19 protein-coding genes and 2 pseudogenes are annotated in these 24312 nt (G+C 61.9%); 14 read left to right on the forward strand and 7 right to left on the reverse strand.

Annotated features, from left to right (window positions below; translation table 11 throughout):
* Positions 1–323 (forward strand): annotated as a pseudogene (locus tag DUPY_RS28385) (hypothetical protein); the annotation flags it as partial.
* A gap of 6 nt (positions 324–329) precedes the next feature.
* Here the strand turns inward: DUPY_RS28385 and DUPY_RS12155 are convergent.
* Positions 330–1292, reverse strand: coding sequence for a glycosyltransferase (locus DUPY_RS12155; RefSeq protein ID WP_070248380.1), 963 nt, complete (start codon positions 1290–1292; stop codon positions 330–332).
* A gap of 111 nt (positions 1293–1403) precedes the next feature.
* Between DUPY_RS12155 and DUPY_RS12160 the strand changes: the two genes are divergently transcribed.
* Positions 1404–1994: a GNAT family N-acetyltransferase gene (locus DUPY_RS12160; RefSeq protein WP_070248382.1), complete on the forward strand. Its 591-nt coding sequence runs from the start codon at positions 1404–1406 to the stop codon at positions 1992–1994.
* A 70-nt stretch (positions 1995–2064) separates the two neighbouring features.
* Here the strand turns inward: DUPY_RS12160 and DUPY_RS12165 are convergent, their stop codons facing one another.
* From DUPY_RS12165 to DUPY_RS12175, 3 genes are read right to left on the reverse strand one after another with little or no spacing between them, the layout of a single operon-like run.
* Positions 2065–3174, reverse strand: coding sequence for a DegT/DnrJ/EryC1/StrS family aminotransferase (locus DUPY_RS12165; protein WP_070248384.1), 1110 nt, complete (start codon positions 3172–3174; stop codon positions 2065–2067).
* Complete coding sequence (locus DUPY_RS12170; RefSeq protein ID WP_070248387.1) at positions 3171–4064, reverse strand: WxcM-like domain-containing protein; 894 nt, start codon at positions 4062–4064, stop codon at positions 3171–3173. Before DUPY_RS12170 ends, DUPY_RS12165 begins: the two co-directional genes overlap by 4 nt.
* Positions 4065–4091: 27 nt before the next feature.
* A complete protein-coding gene (locus tag DUPY_RS12175) occupies positions 4092–7322 on the reverse strand; it encodes an O-linked N-acetylglucosamine transferase family protein (RefSeq protein ID WP_070248389.1) in 3231 nt (1076 codons plus the stop codon).
* A gap of 184 nt (positions 7323–7506) precedes the next feature.
* Between DUPY_RS12175 and nudC the strand changes: the two genes are divergently transcribed.
* Both nudC and DUPY_RS12185 read left to right on the forward strand, forming a co-directional pair.
* A complete protein-coding gene (gene nudC, locus DUPY_RS12180; RefSeq protein ID WP_070248391.1) occupies positions 7507–8328 on the forward strand; it encodes an NAD(+) diphosphatase in 822 nt (273 codons plus the stop codon).
* 133 nt (positions 8329–8461) lie between these two features.
* On the forward strand, positions 8462–8755 hold the full coding sequence (locus tag DUPY_RS12185; RefSeq protein WP_070248393.1) for a GIY-YIG nuclease family protein: 294 nt from the start codon (positions 8462–8464) through the stop codon (positions 8753–8755).
* Here the strand turns inward: DUPY_RS12185 and DUPY_RS12190 are convergent.
* Positions 8745–10385, reverse strand: a complete 1641-nt coding sequence (locus DUPY_RS12190) for a M20/M25/M40 family metallo-hydrolase (RefSeq protein WP_070248395.1) — start codon at positions 10383–10385, stop codon at positions 8745–8747. The genes DUPY_RS12185 and DUPY_RS12190 overlap by 11 nt on opposite strands.
* A 480-nt stretch (positions 10386–10865) precedes the next feature.
* On the opposite strand from DUPY_RS12190, the pseudogene DUPY_RS29310 reads away from it, so the two are divergent.
* Positions 10866–11581 (forward strand): annotated as a pseudogene (locus tag DUPY_RS29310) (methyl-accepting chemotaxis protein); the annotation flags it as partial.
* Between the two features lie 158 nt (positions 11582–11739).
* On the opposite strand, the gene DUPY_RS12205 reads toward DUPY_RS29310, so the two are convergent.
* On the reverse strand, positions 11740–12192 hold the full coding sequence (locus DUPY_RS12205) for a hypothetical protein (protein ID WP_070248401.1): 453 nt from the start codon (positions 12190–12192) through the stop codon (positions 11740–11742).
* A gap of 72 nt (positions 12193–12264) precedes the next feature.
* Positions 12265–12879: an OmpW/AlkL family protein gene (locus DUPY_RS12210; RefSeq protein ID WP_141749524.1), complete on the reverse strand. Its 615-nt coding sequence runs from the start codon at positions 12877–12879 to the stop codon at positions 12265–12267.
* 310 nt (positions 12880–13189) lie between these two features.
* On the opposite strand from DUPY_RS12210, the gene DUPY_RS12215 reads away from it, so the two are divergent.
* From DUPY_RS12215 to DUPY_RS12240, 9 genes are all read left to right on the forward strand, one after another.
* Entirely contained in the window at positions 13190–13750 is a 561-nt protein-coding gene (locus DUPY_RS12215) for a type 1 glutamine amidotransferase domain-containing protein (RefSeq protein WP_070248403.1), read from the forward strand.
* A gap of 158 nt (positions 13751–13908) precedes the next feature.
* Positions 13909–14829: a hypothetical protein gene (locus DUPY_RS12220; RefSeq protein WP_070248405.1), complete on the forward strand. Its 921-nt coding sequence runs from the start codon at positions 13909–13911 to the stop codon at positions 14827–14829.
* Positions 14830–14991: 162 nt separating this feature from the next.
* On the forward strand, positions 14992–16824 hold the full coding sequence (tssF, locus tag DUPY_RS12225; RefSeq protein ID WP_070248407.1) for a type VI secretion system baseplate subunit TssF: 1833 nt from the start codon (positions 14992–14994) through the stop codon (positions 16822–16824).
* Positions 16788–17756 carry a type VI secretion system baseplate subunit TssG gene (gene tssG, locus DUPY_RS12230; protein ID WP_070248413.1) on the forward strand — a complete coding sequence of 323 codons (969 nt, stop codon included), beginning with the start codon at positions 16788–16790 and terminating at the stop codon, positions 17754–17756. The genes tssF and tssG overlap by 37 nt, the downstream gene beginning before the upstream one ends.
* A 9-nt stretch (positions 17757–17765) precedes the next feature.
* Positions 17766–20540: a type VI secretion system Vgr family protein gene (locus DUPY_RS12235; RefSeq protein ID WP_229255340.1), complete on the forward strand. Its 2775-nt coding sequence runs from the start codon at positions 17766–17768 to the stop codon at positions 20538–20540.
* Positions 20541–20548: 8 nt separating this feature from the next.
* On the forward strand, positions 20549–22234 hold the full coding sequence (locus tag DUPY_RS27205) for an esterase/lipase family protein (RefSeq protein WP_071651624.1): 1686 nt from the start codon (positions 20549–20551) through the stop codon (positions 22232–22234).
* A complete protein-coding gene (locus tag DUPY_RS27900; protein WP_141749525.1) occupies positions 22227–23312 on the forward strand; it encodes a T6SS immunity protein Tli4 family protein in 1086 nt (361 codons plus the stop codon). The genes DUPY_RS27205 and DUPY_RS27900 overlap by 8 nt, the downstream gene beginning before the upstream one ends.
* Positions 23313–23345: 33 nt before the next feature.
* Positions 23346–23612, forward strand: coding sequence for a PAAR domain-containing protein (locus DUPY_RS27210; RefSeq protein ID WP_071651625.1), 267 nt, complete (start codon positions 23346–23348; stop codon positions 23610–23612).
* A gap of 127 nt (positions 23613–23739) precedes the next feature.
* Positions 23740–24273, forward strand: coding sequence for an Eco29kI family restriction endonuclease (locus DUPY_RS12240; RefSeq protein ID WP_070248409.1), 534 nt, complete (start codon positions 23740–23742; stop codon positions 24271–24273).
* The last annotated feature ends 39 nt before the right edge of the window (positions 24274–24312 follow it).

Consider the following 24312-nt stretch of genomic DNA (forward strand, 5'->3'; position numbering starts at 1 on the left):
GCCATGATCTGGCCGCCAGCAACGACCTGGCGCGCACCTGGCTGGCCACGCCGGCGCTGCACGTGCAGCACCATTGCGGCGCCGGCCTGTTCTTCGAATGCGCGCTGCCAGACCTGGACGCGCTGCGTCCGCTGCTCAACCGCACCGTGCAGACGCTGTCGTACGCCGGCGTGACGCGCGCGGAGTTGCGCGCGCTGGTGGCAGCGGCGCCGCTGGCCGGCATCGACCGCATGGTGCCTTTCGGCCATGCGCTCGATTTCAGCCCGGTGTGGGATGGTTACGACCTGCCGCGCGTGTTCATGCGCGAGATCAGCATCGGATAGTCGAGGTCAGTAATGGCCGTGGGCGGTGACAAAGTCACGCCAGGCGGCCAGGAACGGTTCTTCGGAATCGGGTTCGCCGGCCATCAGCGCCGGCAGCCGCGCGCGGATCTCGGCGGTGTCGGGCTGACTGGCGTAGTGCAGCAGCACGTTGGCGCCGACCGTGCCGATGGTGGCCAGCATCTGCTCGCGCGAGAGCTGGCCGAGCCGGTGGCCGGTCAGCGCCAGGCCCAGGTACGACATGATCGCGCACTTCATCACCGCCGAATTGCCGTTGGCCGAATTCTGGTTCGGGCTCTGGCGGAAGAAGCCCAGATGCTCGTTGATAAAGCACAGCGGGTTGGCGATCGAGCCGACCGTCAGCGCGCCGAGGTCTTCCAGTCCCGCCATCGAAATGCCGCCGACCCCGCGCTGCACGATCAGGTTGGCGGTCTCCGCGCGCATGACCGAGTTGGACACCTCGCCGAACCAGTTGCGCGACCAGCCCACCGTGGTGGAAAATACCACGCCGCTGTCGAGCGGCACCAGGCGCTGCGGGTGGTTGGCGATTTCGTCCGGAATATTGAGACCGCCCTGCAGCGGCTGGCCCACTTCGCTGGCGGTCCAGCGGCGGCTGACCGTGCTGCTGAAGGTGCCGTGGCGGTGGGCCCACCGGTGGCGCTCGTAGAACTGCGGATAGATGATGTCGTCGTCGCACAGGATGTGCACCAGCTCGGTCTTGCCGCCGTAGGCGTTGATGCATTGCGACCAGTTGGCATAGGCGCCACGGCGCGGTCCGGGCATCACAGTGATGTTCAGCTTGCGCACGATGTCGGCCAACTGTTCGTTGGCGAGCATGGCGGTGAAGCTCTGGTCCGGGCTGTCGTCGGAGAAAATCACCTCGTCGGCCGGCTCGGTCTGCTGGGCCAGTGCCGCCAGCAGTTCTAACAGGTATTTCGATTTATAGGCCGGAATGACGGTGGTGATTTTCATCGACGCTCTCACTGAAAAGACTTGCGGCGATTATCACACGGCGGCCAACTTTGACGCCACTATAATTGTCGCTGCGCTATAGTAGCGGACACCGTATCAACAGGAGCTACCATGCAAGCGAGTCCCGTGATTTATCCCGCCGCGCGCCTGACCGGCAACAAGCTGATCCTGCGCGACGTCGAGCCCGGCGACGCCGCTTTCATCCTGTCGCTGCGCCTCGATCCGAAAAAGAATGCCTACCTGTCGCCGGTCGCCGACGACGTCGCGCGCCAGGCCGCCTGGATCGAACAATACCAGCGCGGCAGCGGCCAGGCTTACTTCATCATCTGCGACCGCGACCTCAAGCCGCTGGGCACGGTGCGGCTGTACAACGCCAACGGCGACAGCTTCGAATGGGGCAGCTGGATCATCGTCGATGGCGCCGCCGTCGATACCGCCATGGAATCGGCGCTGATCATTTACGACTACGCGCTCGGGCACCTGGGGTTCCGCGATTCGCACTTCGAGGTCAACCGCGAAAACCGCAATGTCTGGGCCTTCCACGAGCGCCTGTTCGGCGCGCGCCGGGTAAGCGAGTCGGAGGCGTCGTACCATTTCGAGCTCAGTCACGAGCACATCCTCGCCGCCCAGCAGCGCTACCGCCGCTTCCTGCCGCAGCCGGTGGCGGTCGAGCGCGCAGCGGCGCCGGACCAGGCCGGCTAAACCTGAAGGTTGCAACGGCCGCCAGGCGATACCAGGCCGCACCGCCGGCCAGGCTGGCTGCCGGTCACCTTTACAGGCCGGCGACGGCAGCGCGCACGGCGGCGGCCACCTTGGCCGCCTGTTCCACCGTCATGGTGGGGCCCATAGGCAAACTCAGCACTTCACGGTGGATGGCCTCGGCAATCGGCAGCCTGCCTTCGGCCAGGCCCAGCTGGGCGTAGGCCGGCTGCAGGTGCGGCGGCAACGGATAGTGCACCAGCGTGCCGACGCCGGCGTCAGCCAGCCGCGCCGCCAGCGCGTCGCGCTGGGCATGGCGCACCACGTACAGATGCCAGGCCGACTCGGCCCACTCTGCCACCTCGGGCAGGCGCAAGCCTGGCACGTCGGCCAACTGGATGTTGTAGACGGCGGCGATGGCGGCGCGGGCGGCGTTCTGCTGGTCCAGTGCTGGCAGCTTGACCGACAGCACCGCTGCCTGCAATTCGTCGAGCCGCGAATTGAAGCCGGCCATTTCATTGTGATACTTCTTTTGCGAACCATAGTTGCGCAGCGTACGCAGCTTCTGCGCCAGCGCGTCGTCATCGGTGGTGATGGCGCCGCCGTCACCGAGCGCACCGAGGTTCTTGCCCGGGTAGAAGCTGAAGGCGGCGGCGTGGCCCAGTGCCCCGACCTTGCGGCCGCGGTACAGCGCGCCGTGGGCCTGGGCCGCATCTTCGATCACCTTCAGGCCGTGTTGCTCGGCCAGCGCCATCAGCGGGTCCATGTCGGCGGCCTGGCCGTACAGGTGCACCGGGATGATGGCGCGGGTGCGCGGCGTGATGGCGGCAGCCACCCGCGCCGGGTCGAGGTTGTAGGTGCCTTCGACCGGCTCCACCGGCACCGGCGTGGCGCCGCAATGGGTGGCAGCGAGCCAGGTGGCGATGTAGGTGTTGCTCGGCACGATGACCTCGTCGCCGGGACCGACGCCATAGGCCTTGAGCAGCAAAAAGATCGCGTCGAGGCCGTTGGCTACGCCGATCGCGTGGCGCGTGCCGCAATAGTTGGCGAACGCCTGCTCGAAAGTGGCCACTTCCTTGCCCAGCACGTACCAGCCCGACTGCAGCACGCGCCGCATGGCCTGTTCGATGTCGTCCTGTTGGCTCAGGTTGATGGCCTTGAGGTCGAGGAAGGGGATGTTCATGCAGTCTCCTGGGCGGCACCGCGCTTGGCGGCGACGAATTCGTCGTAGTCGCGGATGTAGTCGTCGGCCGCGTAGTAATGGGAGGCGAACACCAGCAACACGGCGTCGCTCGAATATTTGTACTGGATGCCCCAGGTCATCGGCGGCAGGTATACGCCGATGTCGGGCGAGTCGAGGTGGACCTCGCAGCGCTGTTCGAGGTCGTCGGCCACCACCGCGCAGCTGCCTTTGACGCACACCAGGAACTGGTGGCATTCGCGGTGGGCGTGCTCGCCGCGCGACTTGTCGCTCGGTACGTTGAGCACCAGGAAGTAGCGCTTGGGCGTGAACGGAATTTCGCGTTCGAACTCGCCCACCGACAGGTCGCCGCGCGGGTCGTGCATGAACTTGAAGCGGTGCACGGTCACGCCGGCGACCTCGAGCGCCACCACCGACGGCTCTGCGGGGACGTCGACGCGGCGGTGCCAGTCGAGCGCCGGCGAGCCGCTGACGTTCTGGGTGTAGCCGGTCACGCGCGCCGGGGAGCCGCTGACGATGGCGTACGGCGGCACGCTCTGCGCCACCACCGTGCCGGGCGCGACCACCGCGCCCTGGCCCAGCCGCACGCCGCGCGAGATCAGGGCACCGGCGCCCACGCGGGCCTGGGCGCCGATGACGATGCTGTCGCCGGCTTGCCTGGCGTCGAGCGAATCGGGCGCCTCCAGGGTCACGCCGGGACCGAGGTCGGCTCCCGCTTCCAGGCGCACGCCCGGCCACAACTGGGTAAAGCCGCGCACCCGGCAATGCTCGCCGACGTCGGCGCCGGGGTAGGCCACCACGAAGTCGCCGAGGGTGGCGCTGGCGGCGACGACGGCGCCGTCGTGGATGCGGGCAGTGTCGGAATGGGCCATGATGATCTCCTGTATTGTTGTTGTGCTTCAGGCCGCGACTGCGGTCACGATGTATTGCCATGGCAATGCATCTTCCACCGCCATCACCGGGTCGATGCCGGAGGCGCCGGCCATCAGCCGGATCGCCGGCAGGTATTTTTCACGGGCCGGCTCGTCGGTGATGCGGGCGCTGCCACCGCTGATCTGGAAGCCTGCCTGTTGCAGCAAGGCCAGCATGGCGCCCCGGGTAAACATGCGCTTGCGGGCCATGGCGATGCCGTCAGGACCGTAGCGCAGGTCGCCTGCGTTGAGCCGCGCCTGGATGCTCCAGTGCTGGAAGTTGTTGATGGTGGCAACGATCTTGCCGCCCGGTGCGATGCTGGTGCGGATCTTTTGCAGCACGCTCCACGGGTCGTCCATGTGCTCGAGCGACTGGTCCAGGATCCAGCAGTCGGCGCCGCGCACGTGGTCCCAGAAGGCGGCGCCGGTGGTCTCCAGCTGGTCGAGGAACACGAAGTCGCAATGCTGGCGGGCGGCCTGGGCCCGGCTGGGTTCCGCTTCGATGCCGGTGATGTTGCAGATCGGGTTGCGCTGGCGGTAGGCGCGGGCCAGGGTGCCGTCGCCGCAGCCCACGTCCACCAGCTTGCGCGCCGTCGTCGGCACAAAGTGCAGCAGGTCGGTGTTGACGGTAGTGGCGGCGCCGGGCAGGTCGTAGTGGTGCGCCACGACCGCTGCGGCTGCGCCGGCCCCGGTGCGCTGCAGGAAACGCGGTGTGTGTGCACCTTCGGCTCCTTCGAGATCGGCGCGCACCCAGTCGAGGTGCTTGATCAGGCCGGTGTTACCGCTGTGGTTCAAGGCCAGCATGGCGGCGATCAGCGGCGCGCCGTGCTTGATCGGCAGCGGCCACTGGCGCACCACGTCGATATTGGCCAGCAGGCAGGCCGGGTGCAGGTAGCGCAAGGCGCCGTCGGGGCGGTCGTAACCGAGTTCGTTTACGGCGTGGACCGCGCCCACGCCGTACATGCCAGGCGCCAGCTCGGCATGCAGCGCCGCCAGCAGGCCGTCGTTGACCAGCGCCACGTCGGGCGCAAGCAGCAGCGCTTCGCCGGACAGGCCCAGGTGTTCGATGGCCCAGGCCAGGCCAGGGCCCTGGCCGATGTCGTAGCCGAAGGCGATGAACTCGACGTTGTCGTAGTTGGCGGCGATGGCGCGGATCTGCTCGGCGACGTCCGGGTTGGAGCCGTCGATGATGGTCACGCGGTTGCTGTGGAAGCGGCGCACGCTGGCCAGCAGGGTCTCGATCTGCTGCGGCGCGTTGTGCGAGACCGTGATGATCGGGATCTGGTCGAGCTGTGCCGGCGCCGGTGCTGCCTCTGCTGCTGTCACCTCGGACGGGCGCACCGCGTGCGCCGGTGCGGGCAGGCGCGGCGCGGCCGGCTTGGCCACGCGCTGCAACGCTGCCTCGAAGTTGCGCACGAAGCGCGGGCTGTCGAACAGCGCGCAGTTGAGGCGGTTGGCGGCCAGTTGGCGTTTCATGGCGGCGATGCGGGCCGGGTCGTGCGCCAGCGCCACCGCCAGTTCCTCGTAGTCTGCCAGGTTGTCGGTGATCAGTTGCGGCAGATCGACCGCGCGCAGCAGGCTGCCGGCCATGCGCGACGAGAAGGTGCGGCCGGTGCGGGTAACCAGTGGCAGGCCGGCCCACAGGGCGTCGCTGGCGGTGGTGCCGGCGTTGAACGGATACGTATCGAGGAACAGGTCGGCCAGCTGGTAGCGCGCCAGGTACTCGGCTGGCACCGCACGGCTGTTGAAGATCAGGCGCTGGCGGTCGATGCCGGCCTGCTCGGCATAGCGCCACAGGTTGTCGCGCACCTCGGGGTAGTCGGCCACCAGCCACAGCACGCTGTTCGGCACTCGGCGCAGGATGTTCATCCAGCTGGCGAACATCTCCTCGGTGAACTTGAAGTTGTTGTTGAACGAGCAGAACACAAAGGCGTCGTCGGGCAGGTTGACGCTGGCGCGCGTGGGCGTGGGCGCGATCGGGCGCTGGCGGTCGTTGATCTGGAACGCGTCGGGCATGTACAGCGGCTTTTCGCTGAAGTGCTCGGCCATGTCCGGCGTGATCAAAAATTCGTCGGACACCACGTAGTCGATGCCGGGCAGGCCGGTGCTGCCGGGGAAACCGAGGTAGGTCATCTGCACCGGCGCCGGTCGGTACGCCAGGATGTTGGGCCGCGCGCCCAGGGTGAGACCGTGCAGGTCCACCAGGATGTCGATTTCGTGGGCGCGGATGGCGCGCGCGGCCTGCTCGTCGGTCAGGTGGTCGATGCGGATGTAATGGTCCATCGCCTTGACCACGCGTGCGCGCAGCGGCGAGCCGTCTTCGCGGCTCCAGCTGAAGGCATAGACCTCGACCTTGCTGCGGTCGTGCAGCTCGTACAGCTCGGCGGTGAGGATCGACACCGCGTGCGAGCAGAAGTCCGACGACAGGTAGCCGACACGCAGGCGCGCGTGGCCGTAGCCATGCTCGCCGGTCAGCGGGGCGACGGCGGCGTTGACCTTTTCCACCACGAAGCGGCGCGCGGCCGCCAGTTGCATGGCCGGGTCGTCGGACGCGCTGAGCATGGCCAGCGCCGAGGTACCCTCGAGCATGGTGGCCTGCGAGATGTGTTCGAGGCCGCTGTACACGGGCCAGGCGCATTGCTTCTGGCGCAGGTGGACCCAGTGCGTCATCACGTTGGCCTGCTGCGGATCGACGTGCAGGCTGCGCGCCAGCATCGCTTCCGCTTCCGGGTAGCGCCGGCGGATTTCCAGCAGGCGGCCCAGGTTGTTCAGGGTTTGCACGTACAGCGCCGGCGTGGTCTTGATGTCGGGCACCAGGCCGCCGTCGAGGATCGACTGCCACATGGCCAGCGCGTCATCGGGCCGGCCGGTGCGCTCGAGCAGGCTGCCCAGGTTCAAGCGCGCCTCGACGAAATTGGCATTGTTGGCGATGGCTTTGCGCAAGGCCGCCTCGGCGCCGGCATTGTCGCCGGTGTTCGACAGCACCACCGCCAGGTTGAAGCAGGCCGCATAGATCAGCCGGGCGTCGCTATGGGCGATCCAGGTGTGGTACAGGGCGATGGCCACCTGCGGCTGGCCGCTTTCGGTGAGCACTGCCGCCGCGCCGAACAGGTCGGCAATCGCCAGCCGCCCTTGCGCAGCCAGCGCCATCACATTGTCCAGCGCGCTGGCTGGGTTGTTCGTCACGGCAGGGGCGGCAGCAGGGGCAGGAGTGGTCATGAAGGCAGGGGTCAGGTAACAAAAAGACGGCGCAAGTGTTCACCTATCATACCGTTTAGCCGCAGGGAAATGGTCACATTTTGGCCTTGGAGCAACAATGTAAAACACCGCCTGCTCGGGGGATAGCGATGGGCAAATCTGAAAGGCGGTAAGATGGGCCCCCGCCTTTTATCGAGCCTGCCTTATGCTGTCTACGCCCGCCACGTTCGAACCCCTGATCCGCCCGCAAGCGGCCGACCACCCGCGCACCTTTGTCTTTCACCGTGGAGAGTTGTTGCTGAACAACGCCACGCTGGGCTTGCCGGCGCCGGCCATCGTCGCCGCGCTGCCGATCGCCCCCGAGCGCATCCACGCGCTGGGGTTGTGGCAAGGCGTGTACTACCAGCTGGCCTGGCTGGACGCCGCGGTGGCGCCCGACGCCGAGCATGGTTATCACGGCCTGCGCTCGCTGTTCGGCGTGGTCGATGATGGTTTCCTGGGACTGGCCGGGCGCGCCTTCCAGCTGGCCGAATGGGCGCGCACCCACCGCTACTGCGGCGTATGTGCGACGCCGATGGCGCAGCTCGAGGGCGAGCGCTGCTACAAGTGCCCGGCCTGCGGCATGATGGCGTATCCGCGCATCTCGCCAGCCATGATGGTGCTGATCCGCAAGGGCGATTCGGTGCTGCTGGCGATGCACACCAGTTCGCCGTACAAACGCTATACGGCGCTGGCCGGATTCGTGGAAGCGGGCGAGTCGATCGAAGAAGCGGTGCACCGCGAGGTGTACGAAGAAGTGGGCCTGCGCGTGCACAACCTGCAATATTTCGCCAGCCAGTCGTGGCCGTTTCCGCATTCGCTGATGGTGGCGTTTACGGCCGACTACCTGGACGGCGAGATCCGTGTGGATGAGAGCGAGATCGCGGAAGCGCGGTGGTTCGGGCCGGGGGATGAGTGGCCGGAGTCGCCGGTGGGGGTGTCGATCGCGGCCAGGTTGCTGGCGGCGCATAAGCCGCGGGCGGTGTGACGTCACGAGTTCCGTTATTGCCTGTGGATCCCCGCGTTCGCGGGGATGACGACTCATCGTTTGCGGTTAATCCGTCATCCTCGCGCACGCGGGGATCCATGGAACCTTTGAGTCGTGGCAGTGTCCAACCAAGATGGAAAAGCTCAGCTACGTCTACATGCTCGCCAGTGGTCCTTACGGCACGCTGTACATCGGCGTCACCTCCGACCTGATCCGCCGCGTCTGGCAGCATCGGGAGGCGCTGGCGCACGGGTTTACCGAGCAATACCATGTCAAGCGCCTGGTCTGGTACGAACAGCACAGCGACATCCGCGCCGCCATTACCCGCGAAAAACACCTTAAAAAATGGCGCCGCGAATGGAAGATCGACCTGGTTCATCAATCCAACCCGCGCTGGCACGACCTCTACCCAACCCTCACCGCCTGAACTCCACCTTCTCCCGCCACACCGGCCCGTCCTTACCCTGCGCAAACCGGTATCCCGCCTCGAACAGCAAATTCATGTCCTGCACCGCGCCGCGCAGATCCCATTTCGGGTCCACCACGTCGTGTACCGTGTGGTAGACCTGGGCGTGGTAGCGCATCTGCTTTTCCTGGCCCCAGGCCGGTGGCCGGCCGACGTAGTCGAGGCTGTCGCCGAGGGTGACCACCGGCACGCCGACGCGGGCGAATTCGAACTGGTCGCCGCGGTACATGTTGCCGAATTCGAGCGGGCCCTCCGGGCGCAGCGCGCGGCCCTGGCGGCGCGCCACGGCGGCCACCACGTCGTCGGCGCTGGACTTGCCCATGCCGCGCAGTTGCACCGACCGGGTGCGGCCCCAGACGTTGATGCCGTGGATGTTCAGGTTCACCACGGTGTTTTTTAACGGATAGAGCGGCTGGCGCGCGTAGTGGCGCGCGCCCAATTGGCCGCGTTCCTCGGCGGTGGTGGCGAGGAACACGATGGTGCGCTTGGGCGCCACCGGCAGCGCCTGGTAGGCTTTGGCGATTTCCAGCAGCGCGGCCACGCCGGCGGCGTTATCGAGCGCGCCGTGGAAGATCTGTTGCGGACGCGGCCCGGGCAGGGTCTCGTCGATGCCGAAATGATCCCAGTGCGCGCTGTACAGCACCACCTCGTGCTTGAGTTGCGGGTCCGATCCCTCGATGCGCGCCACCACGTTGCTGGTGGCAACCGTGCGCCAGGCGTTCACTTCCGTGAAATTGAGGGTGGCGCCCAGCGGCACGGGATGGAAGTCGCGCTTGCCGGCCTGCCGGGTCAGCTTGTCCAGGTCGAAGCCGGCGGCCGTGACCAGCGCCCTGGCGCGGTCGTGGTGCAACCAGCCCGGCACCAGTGGAAAGTCCGGGTTCGGTGCCTGGCTGTCGAGGAAGAAGTTCTCGTTGGTCCAGGTGTTGCGCACCACCTCGTACGAGGCGCCGGCGGTCTTCGGATCGTGGATCAGCAGGGCGCCTGCGGCGCCCAGCCTGGCCGCCATCTCGAACTTGTACGCCCAGCGGCCGTAGTAGCCGCCAGCCTGGCTGGCACCGCCGCCGAAACCCTTGGCGCCGGGCGGCTCGCCGATCAGCATGACCAGGGTTTTGCCCTTGACGTCGATGCCCTTGTAGTCGTCCCAGAGCAACGCTGGCGCCTGCACGCCATAACCCACGAACACCAGCTCGGAACCATGCAGGTCGACTTCTTTTTGCGGGCGCGCCGACCAGGCCACGTAATCATCGCCGAATTTGAGCTGGGTGGGCTTGCCGCCGACCGTGTAGCTGAGCGTCGGGTAGCTGGAAATGGCCGCCACCGGCACCGCCTGCACATAGCTGCCGTCCGGGTTGCCGGGCGCCAGTCCCAGTTGCTTGAACTGTTGTTGCAGGTAGTCGGTGGTAAGTTTTTCGCCGGGCGTGCCGGGGGCGCGGCCTTCGAACTGGTCCGACGACAAGGTGGTCACGTGGGCCAGCCAGCTGGCGCTGTCGATCGCGCGCCTGGCCGCCGGCGACGGCTGGTCAGCAGGCGTGGCCGCCAGGCTGGATGAGATGCACGAGGCCACCAGCGCCGCCGACAGGAGAAGTTTCATAAAAAGCATAATTGTTAAGGTAGGTTATCGCCATTCTGACAGATTTTGTTTCTTCTGTGCACATGTCTCTCACCTTTCAATTGACTTTCAGTCGTCGTCGCCGGAGGGCGCCGGCTACGTCAATTACTATTTGCACCGTCCGGGCAGCACCGAGGCGGTGCCCAAGCTCAGCCGCGTGCAGCGCTATGCGCCGTGGGAGTGGGACCTGTCACCGGCGTGTACACCGATGACATCGACGGCGCCTTCCGTGCGTCTCTGGTCTGCTCGGGTGGCGTGCTGCTGGTCGTGTGCGCGCTACTGTGGGGCATCGTCAGCATGGTCAACCGCAGCGTGCGGCGCTCGATCGGCGGCGACCCCGCCCACGTGGGCGAAGTGGCGCGCCGCATCGCCGAGGGCGACCTTAGCGCCGAGATCCGCACCGGCGCCGGCGACCAGGATAGCATCCTGGCCGCCATGAAAGCCATGCAGCAGCGCGTGTCGGACACCATTGGCAACATCCGCCGCAGCGCCGACACCATTGACACCGCCTCGGGCGAAATCGCCAGCGGTAATATGGACCTGTCGGCGCGCACCGAGTCGCAGGCCAGTTCGCTGGAAGAGCTGACCTCCACCGTGGCCCAGAACGCCGCCAATGCGGTGCAGGCCAACACCCTGGTGCAGTCGGCCTCGAGCGTGGCGGCGCAGGGTGGCAAGGTGGTCTCGCAAGTGGTGCAGACGCAGCGGTGGAAGCGGCGCGCGCCGGCGAGCAGGGCCGTGGGCTCGCAGTGGTAGCCAGCGAGGTGCGCAACCTGGCGCAGCGCTCGGCGGCGGACGCCAGGGAAATCAATGAATTGATTAACTCGTCGGTGGATAGCATCAGTGCCGGCAGCGCGCTGGTGGCTGAAGCGGGCACGACGATGGACCAGGTGGTGGCCAGCGTATCGAAGGTGACGCAGATCATGGCGGCGATCACCGACGCCTCGAGCGAGCAGAGTACGGGCATCGGCCACGTCAACATGGCGATCACGGAAATGGATGCGGTAACGCAGCAAAACGCCGCGCTGGTGGAACAGGCCGCTGCGGCGGCGGGCAGTATGCAGGAGCAGGCGGGCAACCTGGCGGAGCTGGTGAGCCGGTTCAGGCTCGGTGGGGAGCAGCCTGCAGTGGTGGCACCGTGTGCACGCACCAGCCCGCAGCGCGTTGCTCTGAGCCGCTAACCGTTCGACCGCAGGCTCTTAAAGCCGTCATTCCTGCGAAGGCAGGGATCCATGCGGCAGTGAAATCATGTTGGCTCGTGCAGACGGTGGCACGATTCAAATGTGCTATGGATCCCCGCCTTCGCGAGGATGACGACGCAAGAGCCGGCGACTGGCGGTTACTGCACTGGCGCCGCAGCCGGCGTCACCGGCACCGGAACCGGAACCGGCTCCAGCACCGCCTCCTCAAAAACGAACTTGCCGCCATCATCGCGGAACACGCCGATCAACTCGCCGCCGTCGCCCTTGACGTCGGGATACATGGTGCAGGTTTGCGATTCCACTTGCCACATCTCGCTGCCCGAGCGCAGGGTCCAGACGTTGTCGCCACCGGACAGCACTTCGATTTCCACTTCGTCGGCAGGCAGGTCGGTCAGTTCGAAGCGGCGCATGCAGTCGGGCAGGCGCTGCATGATCAGCTCGACCGTGGTGACATTGCTCCAAAAGTATTTTTGCGCGCGGTGCACAGTCAGCGCGTGGCTGCCGGCCTTGCCGTCGACGAAGTACGAGGCCGAGTCATCGACGCAGGCCGTCAGCAGCAGGGGCATCAGGAGTATCAGTGTCTTGCGCATGGGCGGGGTTCCATTGGTGACGACAAACGTGGATACCCCATTATAGCCTCATGACAACAGCGTAACCCAGCCTCAGAATCGGTAACCGACCCCTACGCCGATCAGCACCGGATCGACCTTCACCCGGCTGGCCTTGGCGCCGCCGATGAATACGTCGCTGCGGATCTGCACCTTTTTCACGTCGAAGTTGAGCGACCAGTTCTTGTCGAGCTGGTAGTCCACGCCGGCTTGTACCGCCAGGCCGAAGCTGTCGTTCTCGAGGTCGGCGCCGCCATTGAGCAGGTTGACGCTCGAGATGCGGGTGTAGTTGACGCCGGCGCCCACGTATGGCTTGAACGGCGTGCTGTTGGTGAAGTGGTATTGCAGCAGCAGCGACGGCGGCAGGTGCTTGAAGCTGCCGATCTTGCCGCCATCGAGGAACACATCGTGTTTTTGCGGATAGGTGAGCACCAGCTCGGCCGCCCAGTTGGGGGTGAAGAAGTAAGAGATATCGACTTCGGGAATGGTCTTGTCGCTGACGGTGAGGCGGTCGGACGCGCCTGTGCCCGCCACCGGCGCCGACTTGTCGGCGGGGTCGAGGTACACCGCGCGAGCGCGGACTTGCCACGGGCTTTCTTGCGCCATCGCGGCGCTCGTGCTCAGTGTAAGGGTTGCCAGGACGGCTGCTGCGGCGATCAGTTTGCTCATTTTCACTTCCTTTAAAGGTAACCTGCTCTCGGTTGGCCGGCATGCGTGTGCAGTGCTGCCGACGCAACCGAGTATGTGGGCCTGGCCCACGTCAATAATCTGCCGCACGGTAGGTACGGCCTATGCCACCCGGCATATTTTTACGATTAAGTAGCGAGAACAAGTGTATTGATCAGGAGCATGAAAATCCTTGATCCAGGTCAAAACGCACCGGCTTAACCCGGAAGCGTCCCGAATGTTCGTGCGCGCACAGGCACGCGTGCCAGAGCATGGCATCTTGATAGGCCCTATTCCACTCACGGAGGACAACATGAACCAGCCCGATAACGGCAGCCTGTCCGGCAAGCGCATTGCCGTCCTGATGACCGACGGCGTCGAACAGGTCGAATACGAGCAACCGCGCCAGTTCCTCGAGCAACACGGCGCCCAGGTCACGCTGATCTCGCCGAAAGCGAAAGGTGAACAGGTGCAGGGTTTCGAACACCTGACCGCGTCGCGACAGTTTGCGGTGGAGCTCGATGTGAAAGACGCCAAGGCCGGCGACTACGATGGCCTGGTACTGCCGGGCGGCGTGGCCAATCCGGACGCGCTGCGTCTGTCCGAGCCATCGATTGGTTTCATCCGCGACTTCGGCGCCACCGGCAAACCGATCGCCTCGATCTGCCACGGCCCGTGGACCCTGATCGATGCCGGCCTGGTGGATGGCCGCAAGATGACCAGCTGGCCCAGCCTGAAAGGCGACCTGCACAACGCTGGCGCAAGCTGGGAAGATAGCGAGGTGGTGGTCGACGGAAACCTGATCACCAGCCGCAAACCGGACGATATTCCGGCGTTCAATAAAGCCTTCCAGCAACAACTGCTGACGGCATAAAACATGGCACCTTCGCCCCGGCGAAGGTGCATTTCTGCAAGCCTAGCTACGACATCCAAACGTGCTTTCATCCTGGCAAACGAGCGCTAAACTCAAGCCGTAACACGTAGACTGGTATTGCAACCGACCTCATGCGTCCTAAACCAAGGGAGACCATCATGACCCACGTACTCGCAGCCGTATTCGAAACCAGTGCCGAAGCCAACCGGGCCAAGGACGAACTGATACTGAGCGGCTTTGACCGCGACACCATCCGCGTGAGCGATTCCGTCGGCGTTGCCGGCACCCATCACATCAACGATGACCAATCGATCCTCGGCAGCGTCAAGACCATGTTCAGCGACCTGCTGGGCCGCGAACACGCTGACCATAGCGTCTATGCGGAAGCATTGAATCGCGGCCACGTGGTGCTGACCATCAACACTGGCAGCCAGGAAACCGCCGAACGCGCGGCCGACATCATCGACGACTTCAACCCGATCGACATCGACGAGCACGAAACCATGTGGCGCGCCAGCGGCTGGACCGGCGCCGACACGCTGCGTAGCGGTACCGGCATGCAGCAGACCACCCTGAACTCGCAGCAGACCGCCGTGCCCGAATACCACGGCATCCGTCCGCGCGAAGAAGCGGTCGACTTCGCCCGCACCGAGCAACTGGCCACCACCGGCTCGCTGCAGCGCGGCGAGGTACTGCCGCCGGTGATCGAGGGCCTGGCGCCGCCGATCTCGGTGGAACCGACCGTGCAGCGCAGCGGCATGCGCATCTACCCGCGCGACGTGGCCACGCCCAACCAGGATAGCCTGAACATTCTGCGCGGTGACGACAGCGCCAGCGACCCGGCCTACTTCCGCTCGCACTGGGAGAAAACCTACTCGTACACGGGCGGCACCTTCCAGGACTACGACCCGGCCTACCGCTACGGCGAATCAATGGCCGGCAACCCAGGCTACAAGGACAAGCCGTGGGAAAGCGCGGAACCGGACTTGCGCAGCAGCTGGGAATCGAATCACCCGCAGTCGAGCTGGGAGAAGTTCAAGGATGCGGTGCGTGAGGGGTGGGATCGTGTGACCAAGTAATCCTGTAGCACCAGCTTCGCAATAACCAGCGCCCCTGGCCTTACCGCCAGGGGCGTTTGCATTTCTGGCCCATATTTTTCCAATAGGGAAGATTGTTTTACCTCAAAATTTCCTGGTGGCAGCAGTGCCATCATCGACCTCCTGTGCCACGAGGATACTGCGATGGAAAAACTGCTGCCGTACTACGAACGCGAATTGAGCATGCTGCGCCGCGCCGGCGCCGAGTTTGCTTCGCGCTATCCCAAGCTGGCCGGCAGCCTGCAAATCCACGGCGAAACCTGTGCCGACCCCCACATCGAACGCCTGCTGCAAGGCGCCGCCTTCCTCAACGCACGCACCGCCAAGCTGCTCGACGACGGCTACGCCAACTTCACCGAAGCGCTGCTGGGCATGTTGTACCCGCACCTGCTGCGCCCCATGCCGGCCTGCTCGATCGCCCGGGTGGATTTTTCCGGCGCCAAGGCCAGCCAGATCAACGGCGTCACCACGCTGCCGCGCGGCACCGCGATGAAGTCGCAAGGACGCGGCGCCGTCACCTGCCGCTTTCGCACCGCCTACGATGTCACCATCGCACCGGTCGCCATCAGCACCGCGTGGTTCGAGCCTTACCTGCAGGCGCCGGCCACGTTGCCGCTGCCGCCGGACGCCGCCTCGGCCATCTGCATCACCATCGAGAGCACGGTTGCCAACCGCGCGCTGGCCGCGCTGGAACTGAACCACCTGCGCGTGTTCATCGACGGCGAGGCGTCGTTGCGCGCCACCCTGCGCGACCTGCTGTTCATGCGTACGCGCTGCGCCTGGGTCCAGGCGGGCGACCAGTGGCACATGCTGGAACGCCCACCGTTCGAACCGGTGGGCTTCAAGGACGACGAAGCCTTGCTGCCCTCGGCTCCATCGGAGCACAGCGCCTACCGCCTGCTGTCCGAGTACTTCGCTTTTGCCGACAAGTTCGACTTTTTCGACCTCGACCTGGCCGCGCTGCTGCAAGGCGCGCCGGCTGGCTGCACCAGTGTCACCGTTAGTCTGGCGCTGTCCGATCTGCGCCCGGACGACTCGCTCGCGCGCCAGCTGCGCACCCTCACTGCCGACAACCTGGTGCTGGGCTGCACGCCGGTGATCAACCTGTTCGCGCAGCCGGCCACGCCGATTCGCATCAACCACCGCCGCAGCAGCTATCCGCTGGCGCCCGACGAGATCCCCGGCCACGCCTGCGACATCTACAGCGTGGACTCGGTGCAGCTGCTGCGCAAAACGCCGCAGGGCAGCACCGTTACCGAGTTTTTGCCGTACTACGCGCTGGGCCACGCCGGCAACCACGGTCATTACTGGCGCGTGCAGCGCGACGAAGAGTTGGCAGCGACCGGCGCCGGCCACGACATGTCGCTGGCGCTGGTGGACCGCGACTTCTCGCCGCTGGCAGTGGACGAAGGCACCGCCTCCGTGCGCGTTACCTGCACCAACCGCAACGTGCCGCACGACCTGCCGTACGGCCGCGCCGGCGGCGACCTGGTGACCGAAGCGCAGGCCGGCGGCTTGCCGATCCGGCTGCTGCGCCGGCCCACGCAGTCGTACCGGCAATCGACCGGCGCCCACCAGCAATGGGGCCTGATCGCGCACCTGGCACTGAACCACCGCTCGCTTACGCAGGAAGGATTGCCGGCGCTGGCCACCATGCTGCGGCTGTACGCGCGCACCGACAGCGTGGTGGCAGAGCGGCAGATAGCCGGCATCGCCGCGCTGGCGCATCGGCCGGCCACCGCGTGGGTGCAGCAGGAGCGCGGCGCCGCCTACCTGCGCGGCGTGGAGGTGCGCGTGTGGCTCGACGAAGAAGCTTACGCCGGCACCGGCATCCACGCCTTTGCGCAACTGCTCGACCACCTGTTCGGACTGCACGTCCATCTCAACAGTTTTACCCAGCTGGTGGTGCTGTCGCACCCGGACGGAAAGGAGCTGCTGCGATGCCTGCCTCGCAACGGAGCGCTGACACTGGCGTAATCGCCGAATTACTGGAGCAGCCGCACAGCTTCGAATTCTTCCAGGCGGTGCGGCTGCTGGCGCAGGCTCGCCTGCCGCAGCCACGCTACCGCAACCGCCTGTCGCTGGCCTTCCCGCCGAACCAGATCGAGAACATCGGAGAAGAGAGCGATGGCCGCATCCGTCTCACGCCCGCCTTCATCGGCATGTTGGGCAGCCAGGGCGTGCTGCCGCTGCATTACAGCGAGTGCGTCAACCGCCACGAGAAAAGCCACAACGACGGCGGCCCGCGCGCCTTCCTCGACCTGCTGTCGCACCGCGCCACCGAACTGTTTTACCAGGCCTGGGCCAAGCACCGCCCCGAAGCGATGGATGGACCGGACGACGAAGACGACAGCTTTCTCACCATGCTGCTGGCGCTGGCCGGCGTGCCTGAATGCGAAGGCGTGCAGCCCGAAACACTGGCGCGCTACGCCATGCAGATCCGCAGCCGCAGCGTGTCGGCGCCGCAGATGGCGGGCATGTACGCCGAGTACTTCGACGTCCCGTTCGCGGTGCAGCAGCTGGTCGGCCAGTGGCAGCCATTGGCGCCGGAACACCAGGCGCAACTGGCCCACGCCAACGTGGACCTGGGCAGCGGCGTGCTGCTGGGCGAGCGTATCTACGGCTGCGACGCGCGCGTGCGACTGCGTATCGGCCCGCTGCCCGAGAGCGCGTACGAGCGCTTCCTGCCCGGCGGCGCCAACGCCTTACAACTGGCTGCGATGCTTGGCCTGCACTGCGGCGCTGGCATGACCTGGGAAGTGTTCCTGGGACGCGAGGGCAGCGCCATGCGCGCACCGCGCCTGGACGGCACCAGCCGTCTGAGCGTGAATGCCTTCCTGGTCGACGACGAGGTTGGACACATCGCACAAGCCGACCGCGAAGAACTGATGTACCTGCTGCATACCTGAGGAGCGAGCGTGGACAGCGACGACGATTTTTTCAGCTTCATGGGCCTGGCCAAGGAACTGGTGACCAGCAACCGGCCCTTGCGCCTGCGGCTCGACCTGCCGGGCGGGATCAACGACGACATGCTGCTGCCGCAGCGCGTGATGGGCACCGAAACGCTGTGCGGCGGCATCGACTACCGCGTGCTCTGTGTGTCGGCCAGTGCGCACCTGCCGCTCAAGCAGATGATCGCCGTGCCGGCCGCGCTCGATTTTGTGACCGACAGCGGCAGCGTGCGCAGCGTGTGCGGCATCGTCACCGAAGCGGCCGCCGGCGACAGCGACGGCGGCCTGGCCAGCTACCAGCTGGTGCTGCGCGACGCGCTAGCCATCCTGGAAAAGCGCATCAACACCCGCGTATTTCGCGACATGAACGAAGTTGAGATCGTCCAGCGCATCCTCAACGAATGGCGCCAGAAAAGCCCCATCCTCGGCACCAGCTTCGCCCACGAGGTGGACGAAGCGTTCGCCCAGCGCGAGTATCCGAGGCGCGAGTTCACCATGCAGCACAACGAATCGGACGCCGCCTTCATCCGCCGCCTGCTCGCGCGACGCGGCATCGGCTGGTACATCCGTACTGGCGGCGACGGCGAAGCACCGCTGCACATGCTGGTCCTGTTCAACAACGCCGACAGCCTGCGCCAGAACGCCGCCGGCACCGTGCGCTACCACCGCGACGGCGCCACCGAAGAGCGCGACGCCATCACCTCCTGGACGGCGGTTCGTACGCTGCAAGCGGGCGTGGTCACGCGCCACAGCTGGGACTACCGCAACCCGCAGGGCCGCGACTTCATGACAGCCGATGCCGTCAGCGGCGTGGACCAGGGTGTGAGCGGCAACGAGCTGGCAGCAAGTCTGGACGACTACCAGGTCCTGATGCCCCACGCCGGCGACGACAACGAAGACCTGTGCCGCCTGGGCCAGCTGCGCATGAGCCGCCACGACTACGAATCGAAATGCTTCCACGGCGAAGGCAGCGTGCGCGACTTCTGCGCCGGCGAATACTTCACCCTGGCCGACCACCCCGAAGTGGACGGCCACGCGCCGGAGGAACGCGACTTCGTCCTGACCGCACTGCGCGTGCACGCCCAGAACAACCTGCCCAAAGCCCTGGCCACCCGCGTGGAACGGCTGTTCGCCCGCAGCCGTTGGGGCATGGAATCGGCAGACTCGCTATTGTCCCTTGAGCCTACAGACGTCGTGGCATCGGGCCCGCTGCGCATGCACATCCAGTTCACGGCAGTGCGACGCGGCGTCAACATCGTCCCGACCTACGACGCCCGCACCGACCTGCCAGCCGCGCAGATGCAAAGCGCGATCGTGGTGGGGCCGGCAGGGGAGGAGGTGCATTGCGACCAGCTGGGCCGGGTGAAGATCCGCTTTCCTGGCACGCGGGCGGTGGATCACGAGGCCGCAGTGGGTGCGGGTGCGTCGGATACGGAGGCCGATTCGGCCCGGGTGCGGGTGGCGTCGAACTGGGCGGGGAACGGGCCGGGGAGTTTGCAGCAGTGCGGAACGGTGGGATTGCCGCGAGTGGGGACGGAGGTGTTGGTGAATTTTCTGGGTGGGGATCCGGATCGGCCGGTGATTGTGGGGCAGATGTTTAATCAGGGGGCGGAGCCGGCGGCGCTTAGTGGCGTGGGTGACTTACCCGGTAACCGCTACTTGTCGGGGACAAAAAGCCGGGAAGTCAAAGGACGGAGGGGAAATCAAATACGCTTCGATGACACCTCCGGACAAATTAGTGCGCAGCTTTCCAGCGATCACGGGTGCAGTGAGCTAAACATTGGTTTTTTAACCCAATCACGATTTGAGGGCGATGCGAAGATACGCGGTGAGGGGGCAGAACTTCGAACCGATAAAGCGATTGGCTTGCGGGGAGCCCACGGCGTGTTAATAAGCGCGAGTGCGCAAATCGGAGCAGAAGGACATTTTCTTGAACGGGAGGAGTTATGCCGTTCAGCAAACCTTGGATGCCAAATTTCTGACCACCTAGCCCAGCTTGCACAAAAATATTCAGCAGATTCAAACGACTCCTCGGGACTGCCACTTCTCGCCGAACGAATTTCATCTTGGACTGACTCTGAAGGCAACGAAAATGCGAGAGCACCGATTGTCGCTGTAAGCGCACCTGCGGGTCATTTCGTCGGCAGCCAAGATGCGATCGGATTGGGTGCGCAGTCGACAATCGATCTTGTGAGCGGCTCAGACTCAAGGATTAGTACTGGGCGCAACCTTCTAGCCAGAGCAAGCCGCAGTATAAGCATGCTTGCGTTTAAATGTGGAATAAAAATTGTCGCGGCTAGCGGAAGTATCCGCATTCAGACTCACAACGGCGATATAGAAATAACCTCGCTGAAGAAAATAAAACTGATCGCAAATGAAAACATAGAAATTCAATCGCCTGCGATAAAAATAATTGCGAAGGGCTGTCAATCTCACTATGGGGGCGGAGCTATTACGCAAGAAAGTAGCGGTCTCCACACAATTAAGTCATCGAAATTTTTACATAAAAATGGCGGTGACGGTGATCCTGAAGAATTCAAATTTGTCCATTCTGATATCGAGCATGACCAGCAAGTTATCGTCAAGGATTTTGTGACTGATGTTCCTGCGGCCGGCAGACGATATCGGATAAGCGTAGAGGATGGTCAAATTATAGAAGGTACAACCGACGAGAATGGAATGTCAGAAAAATTCAAAAGTAATATTGCCTTTGCAACATATCAGATAGAACTACTTGACTAGGAATAATTATGTCAAATTACCTACCTATTAGTACAGCGAACGGCGGAAAAATGACAGAGGGTTGCTGCACGCCGACAATTGATAAAACGCCCCAAACAGTGGTAGCTCTTCCTAAAAAAGTTTTGCCAATTATATTCATACCTGGAATTATGGGGACAAATCTTAGACTCACAAGTGGTCAACAACGGATTTCAGAACGAAGTAATAATATTGCTTGGCATCCGGATAGTAAGACTTCATCGTTAGGGTTGGTTTTCGTCGATGCGTCGGATCGTCAAAGCCGGTTGAGCCCGCTTACTACGGAAGTAGATGTGTACGACCCTGTTAAAAATCCCACTGGCAATCCAAGTGAAACTTCAGAGGATCGTCACGACATGGGCGATATTTATGTCTTTTTGAATGCTGATCCTCTATCACCATTATTGGTCAATGACCTTAAAACAAAAGTCGGTGGAAAGACGAAAGAGCAGAAAGCAATGGAGCGAGGGTGGGGAGAAATATATTTCAGCAGCTATCAAATGATTTTGGAAAGCTGTGAAAAATATCTGAATAGATTTACGTTGGGAAAGTTTTGGAGATCAGTGCTTGATCAGTCGCCTTCAGATTTTAAAGCCCATAATGAACCAGTTTTACCTCCAATCACCGAAGCTGAATGTAGAAAAGCGTTGTCAGAGTGCTTCTTCCCTGTACATGCGATGGGATATAACTGGCTGCAATCAAATGGGGTATCCGGGGCAAAAATGGCAATAAGAATTCGCAAGCTGATACAAAAATATCGTTCAGAAAACTATCAGTGTGAGAAAGTCATAGTTGTTACTCACTCTATGGGAGGGTTGGTGGCGAGAGCGCTGGTTCATCCTGAAATCGGTGGCCTGGCCAATGAAGTGCTTGGGGTAATCCATGGTGCCATGCCAGCGGTTGGTGCACCTGCTGCTTACAAAAGGATGCGTTGTGGATTTGAAGAGGGCGTGACAAAAATGGCAATTCCTCCTAAGGTTCTCGGAAATTATGGGTATGAAGTAACAGCTGTTTTGGCAAATGCGCCCGGAGGACTGGAGCTACTGCCTAGCCGTGCTTACGGGAACAATTGGTTAGAAATACGTCAGGGCACTACTCTATTAAAAAGTCTTCCTGAGAGAGGGGACCCGTACAGTGAGATCTATCAGATAAGGGGGAAGTGGTTTTCCTTGCTAAGAGAGGAATGGATTAATCCAGCAAACCTTCCAGGGCGTGGGTTTGCTAATACCTGCAATTTCCTCCAAGAGGCAAGAATTTTTCATGACAGCATACACAACACATATCACCCTTGCACCTATGTCCATTACTCAGCAGAAGAAGACCGTCCTTCTTGGGCAAGTGTTGTATGGCAGTTTGACGTACGTAGTCGAGAGAAAAATTGGGAGGATCTAGCGATAGACTTTGATGATGCCCAGGGTAAATTCGAATTGCGTAAGGTTGGTGAGAAAACTATGTACCGTCATCGTGCATCATTGGGCAGAAGCGTCGGTGCAGGCGATCAAACCGTACCTTTAAGATCATCAGAGCATCAACTGTGGAGTAAGAAGCCTCAAGGTATATTTCGTCAATCTGGCTATGAGCACCAAGCTAGTTATGGCGATAATAATGTAATAAGGGCAACCATGTATAGCCTGATTCGCATCATACAGACTATGAAATGGGGTGAGAATGGATGAAAGAATAAAATTCTGCTCGGTCAAAATAATTTTTTTGAGCGCATTTTTGCTTATATTTTTGTTGGTTAAGAGTAATATGGGAGCTGTAATGAGAAGCGAATCCCTTGAGTTTTTTGATAAAACCAAAACTGTATGTATCGGCCGATTTTTGATAGACGTCCCCGAGACTGCAAAAATTATTTACGGGCCTGCTGACGTATCGTTACCTATTGAAAGATATATCGGGAAAGGGAGTGAAATAAATGAAATCGTAAAGTCGAGGTTGCTTGAAGTAGAAGAAGAGCGTTTCCTTGCTTCTAATGCATTGCGAAAGAGCACCTCTCTCTTAGGAAATGTAATAGATGGAGGCATGCCTTATCAGAAAATTGTATTCGGTGTGAGTAAAGCTAGTGGATCATTTTATCGAATTCAGTCTTATGTTCAAGTGGGGAATGATTTGTTTGTTCAAGAAGGCGAAGCGTATGGGGAAAAAGATGACTATATCTTAATGATCAAAACCATGAATTCCATTGCGTCGAAGTTGCGTTCTAGGGCTGATGGCGAAATATCGAGTGGCGAGGGAATTTGTATAGACGGAGGATTTGTGAGCGAGACATCCCGGTTGGACTACGAGAATTTGACATTGGGAATCCGTCTGAGTGAATTTCCCGACGTCCATTTTTCTCTTGCTACATCTCTGAAGCCAAAATTGGTCGATTCAGATGCGTTAGAGCCGCGACTACGACAAGCAGAAGAATTTGCTAAGCGTAGTGGCAAAGAGAACTGGTATTCCAGAATAAAAATATATAGGCGTGGCGAACGAAAAATCGGGAAATGGGATGGTTTTGAAGTTTTAGCTAAAAAACCTCAACAGTTATCCGAGAAAGATTCTCATGAATTTCTTTTTGTTAGTCAAGGGCAGCCAGATAATCCTTTGTTGCCTGTTCTAAAATTGTCGCTTAACAGTGGTCTGAAGAAAAATTCCAGAGGAGCAATCTTGCCTAGTATTACTGATAATCAGGCGATTTTAATATGGGATAAAATCACTTCTTCAATACGTGAGCGTCCAGTTGAAAATATTAGAAAAAGTGCTCGTTAATTCTAACTTCCAAGATTTTTTGATAGCTGCCTTATGAAGAATGTTATTCGTCTGGGAGACCCAACGGCGCATGGCGGAAAGGTCATGGAAAGTGGGGCTGAAAATTTCACAGTGTCTGGCAAGCCAGTTGCACTAGTAGGTGATAAATGTAGCTGTCCCATTAAAGGACACCAGAATTGCATAATAGTTAGTGGAAATTCGAAGCATTTGATCAACGGCATAGCGGTGGCTTATGACGGTGACAAGACGAGCTGCGGCGCAATGCTGATCTCCACAATTGGAACGTTTTCCTCTTCGTAGATCTTGATCCACCGCATTGCTTGTTCATAGACGGTATTCGGTAGTATATTGTGGAAAGATCGGTGCATTTCCGATGATCTAACTCTTTCGATTCCATTGAGATTGGAATCCCAAACGCGGAACCTTGATGGCAAAAAGCAAAAAGAAAGACTCTCCACTGGCAGTGCTGCTTTCCGAACTGCGCACCCTTACCGAACGAATTTCCACGGCCGAACCCGGCGACGATCTACGAGCCGTGAAAAAACTCAGACTCGGCCTGGAGCAAACTACCGCTCAGCTCAAAAACATCACGAACAAGCTCGACCCAGTACTGCGCCCCGAGTCCATTTTTGACCCCTCAGACCCTAACACTTCCGGCCGCGTAGTGGCGTTGACGCTGGTGGCTCAAACCAAGCACCCGTTGGCAAAAATCCCCGAGTTCTATGGCGCCGGCGTTTACGCAATCTATTACCGTGGCAACTTTGGCCCCTACGCCCCGCTCAAGGGTGTGGACCACCCGATCTACGTCGGCAAGGCCGACCCGGACAACCAGGCCGCAAAGGATGCGGTCAGCCAAGGTACCAAGCTGTCGCGCCGGCTAAACGAGCATGCGCGTAGCATTGGTAAGGCCGTGTCCACGCTCGACATTGATGACTTCGATTGCCGTTGCGTATTTCGGTGAACGTGCCCACCCATTCCGGTCTATCGTGCCCACTTGCGC

Origin of the sequence: Duganella phyllosphaerae (assembly GCF_001758785.1) — a bacterium.
GTDB lineage: Bacteria > Pseudomonadota > Gammaproteobacteria > Burkholderiales > Burkholderiaceae_D > Rugamonas > Rugamonas phyllosphaerae.

Bases quoted from the DNA above. Each gene is read 5' to 3' on its own strand.
- DUPY_RS12155 (WP_070248380.1), bottom strand. From the start codon at position 1,292: ATGAAAATCACCACCGTCATTCCGGCCTATAAATCGAAATACCTGTTA.
- DUPY_RS12160 (WP_070248382.1), top strand. From the start codon at position 1,404: ATGCAAGCGAGTCCCGTGATTTATCCCGCCGCGCGCCTGACCGGCAAC.
- DUPY_RS12165 (WP_070248384.1), bottom strand. From the start codon at position 3,174: ATGAACATCCCCTTCCTCGACCTCAAGGCCATCAACCTGAGCCAACAG.
- DUPY_RS12170 (WP_070248387.1), bottom strand. From the start codon at position 4,064: ATGGCCCATTCCGACACTGCCCGCATCCACGACGGCGCCGTCGTCGCC.
- DUPY_RS12175 (WP_070248389.1), bottom strand. From the start codon at position 7,322: ATGACCACTCCTGCCCCTGCTGCCGCCCCTGCCGTGACGAACAACCCA.
- nudC (WP_070248391.1), top strand. From the start codon at position 7,507: ATGCTGTCTACGCCCGCCACGTTCGAACCCCTGATCCGCCCGCAAGCG.
- DUPY_RS12185 (WP_070248393.1), top strand. From the start codon at position 8,462: ATGGAAAAGCTCAGCTACGTCTACATGCTCGCCAGTGGTCCTTACGGC.
- DUPY_RS12190 (WP_070248395.1), bottom strand. From the start codon at position 10,385: ATGAAACTTCTCCTGTCGGCGGCGCTGGTGGCCTCGTGCATCTCATCC.
- DUPY_RS12205 (WP_070248401.1), bottom strand. From the start codon at position 12,192: ATGCGCAAGACACTGATACTCCTGATGCCCCTGCTGCTGACGGCCTGC.
- DUPY_RS12210 (WP_141749524.1), bottom strand. From the start codon at position 12,879: ATGAGCAAACTGATCGCCGCAGCAGCCGTCCTGGCAACCCTTACACTG.
- DUPY_RS12215 (WP_070248403.1), top strand. From the start codon at position 13,190: ATGAACCAGCCCGATAACGGCAGCCTGTCCGGCAAGCGCATTGCCGTC.
- DUPY_RS12220 (WP_070248405.1), top strand. From the start codon at position 13,909: ATGACCCACGTACTCGCAGCCGTATTCGAAACCAGTGCCGAAGCCAAC.
- tssF (WP_070248407.1), top strand. From the start codon at position 14,992: ATGGAAAAACTGCTGCCGTACTACGAACGCGAATTGAGCATGCTGCGC.
- tssG (WP_070248413.1), top strand. From the start codon at position 16,788: ATGCCTGCCTCGCAACGGAGCGCTGACACTGGCGTAATCGCCGAATTA.
- DUPY_RS27205 (WP_071651624.1), top strand. From the start codon at position 20,549: ATGTCAAATTACCTACCTATTAGTACAGCGAACGGCGGAAAAATGACA.
- DUPY_RS27900 (WP_141749525.1), top strand. From the start codon at position 22,227: ATGGATGAAAGAATAAAATTCTGCTCGGTCAAAATAATTTTTTTGAGC.
- DUPY_RS27210 (WP_071651625.1), top strand. From the start codon at position 23,346: ATGAAGAATGTTATTCGTCTGGGAGACCCAACGGCGCATGGCGGAAAG.
- DUPY_RS12240 (WP_070248409.1), top strand. From the start codon at position 23,740: ATGGCAAAAAGCAAAAAGAAAGACTCTCCACTGGCAGTGCTGCTTTCC.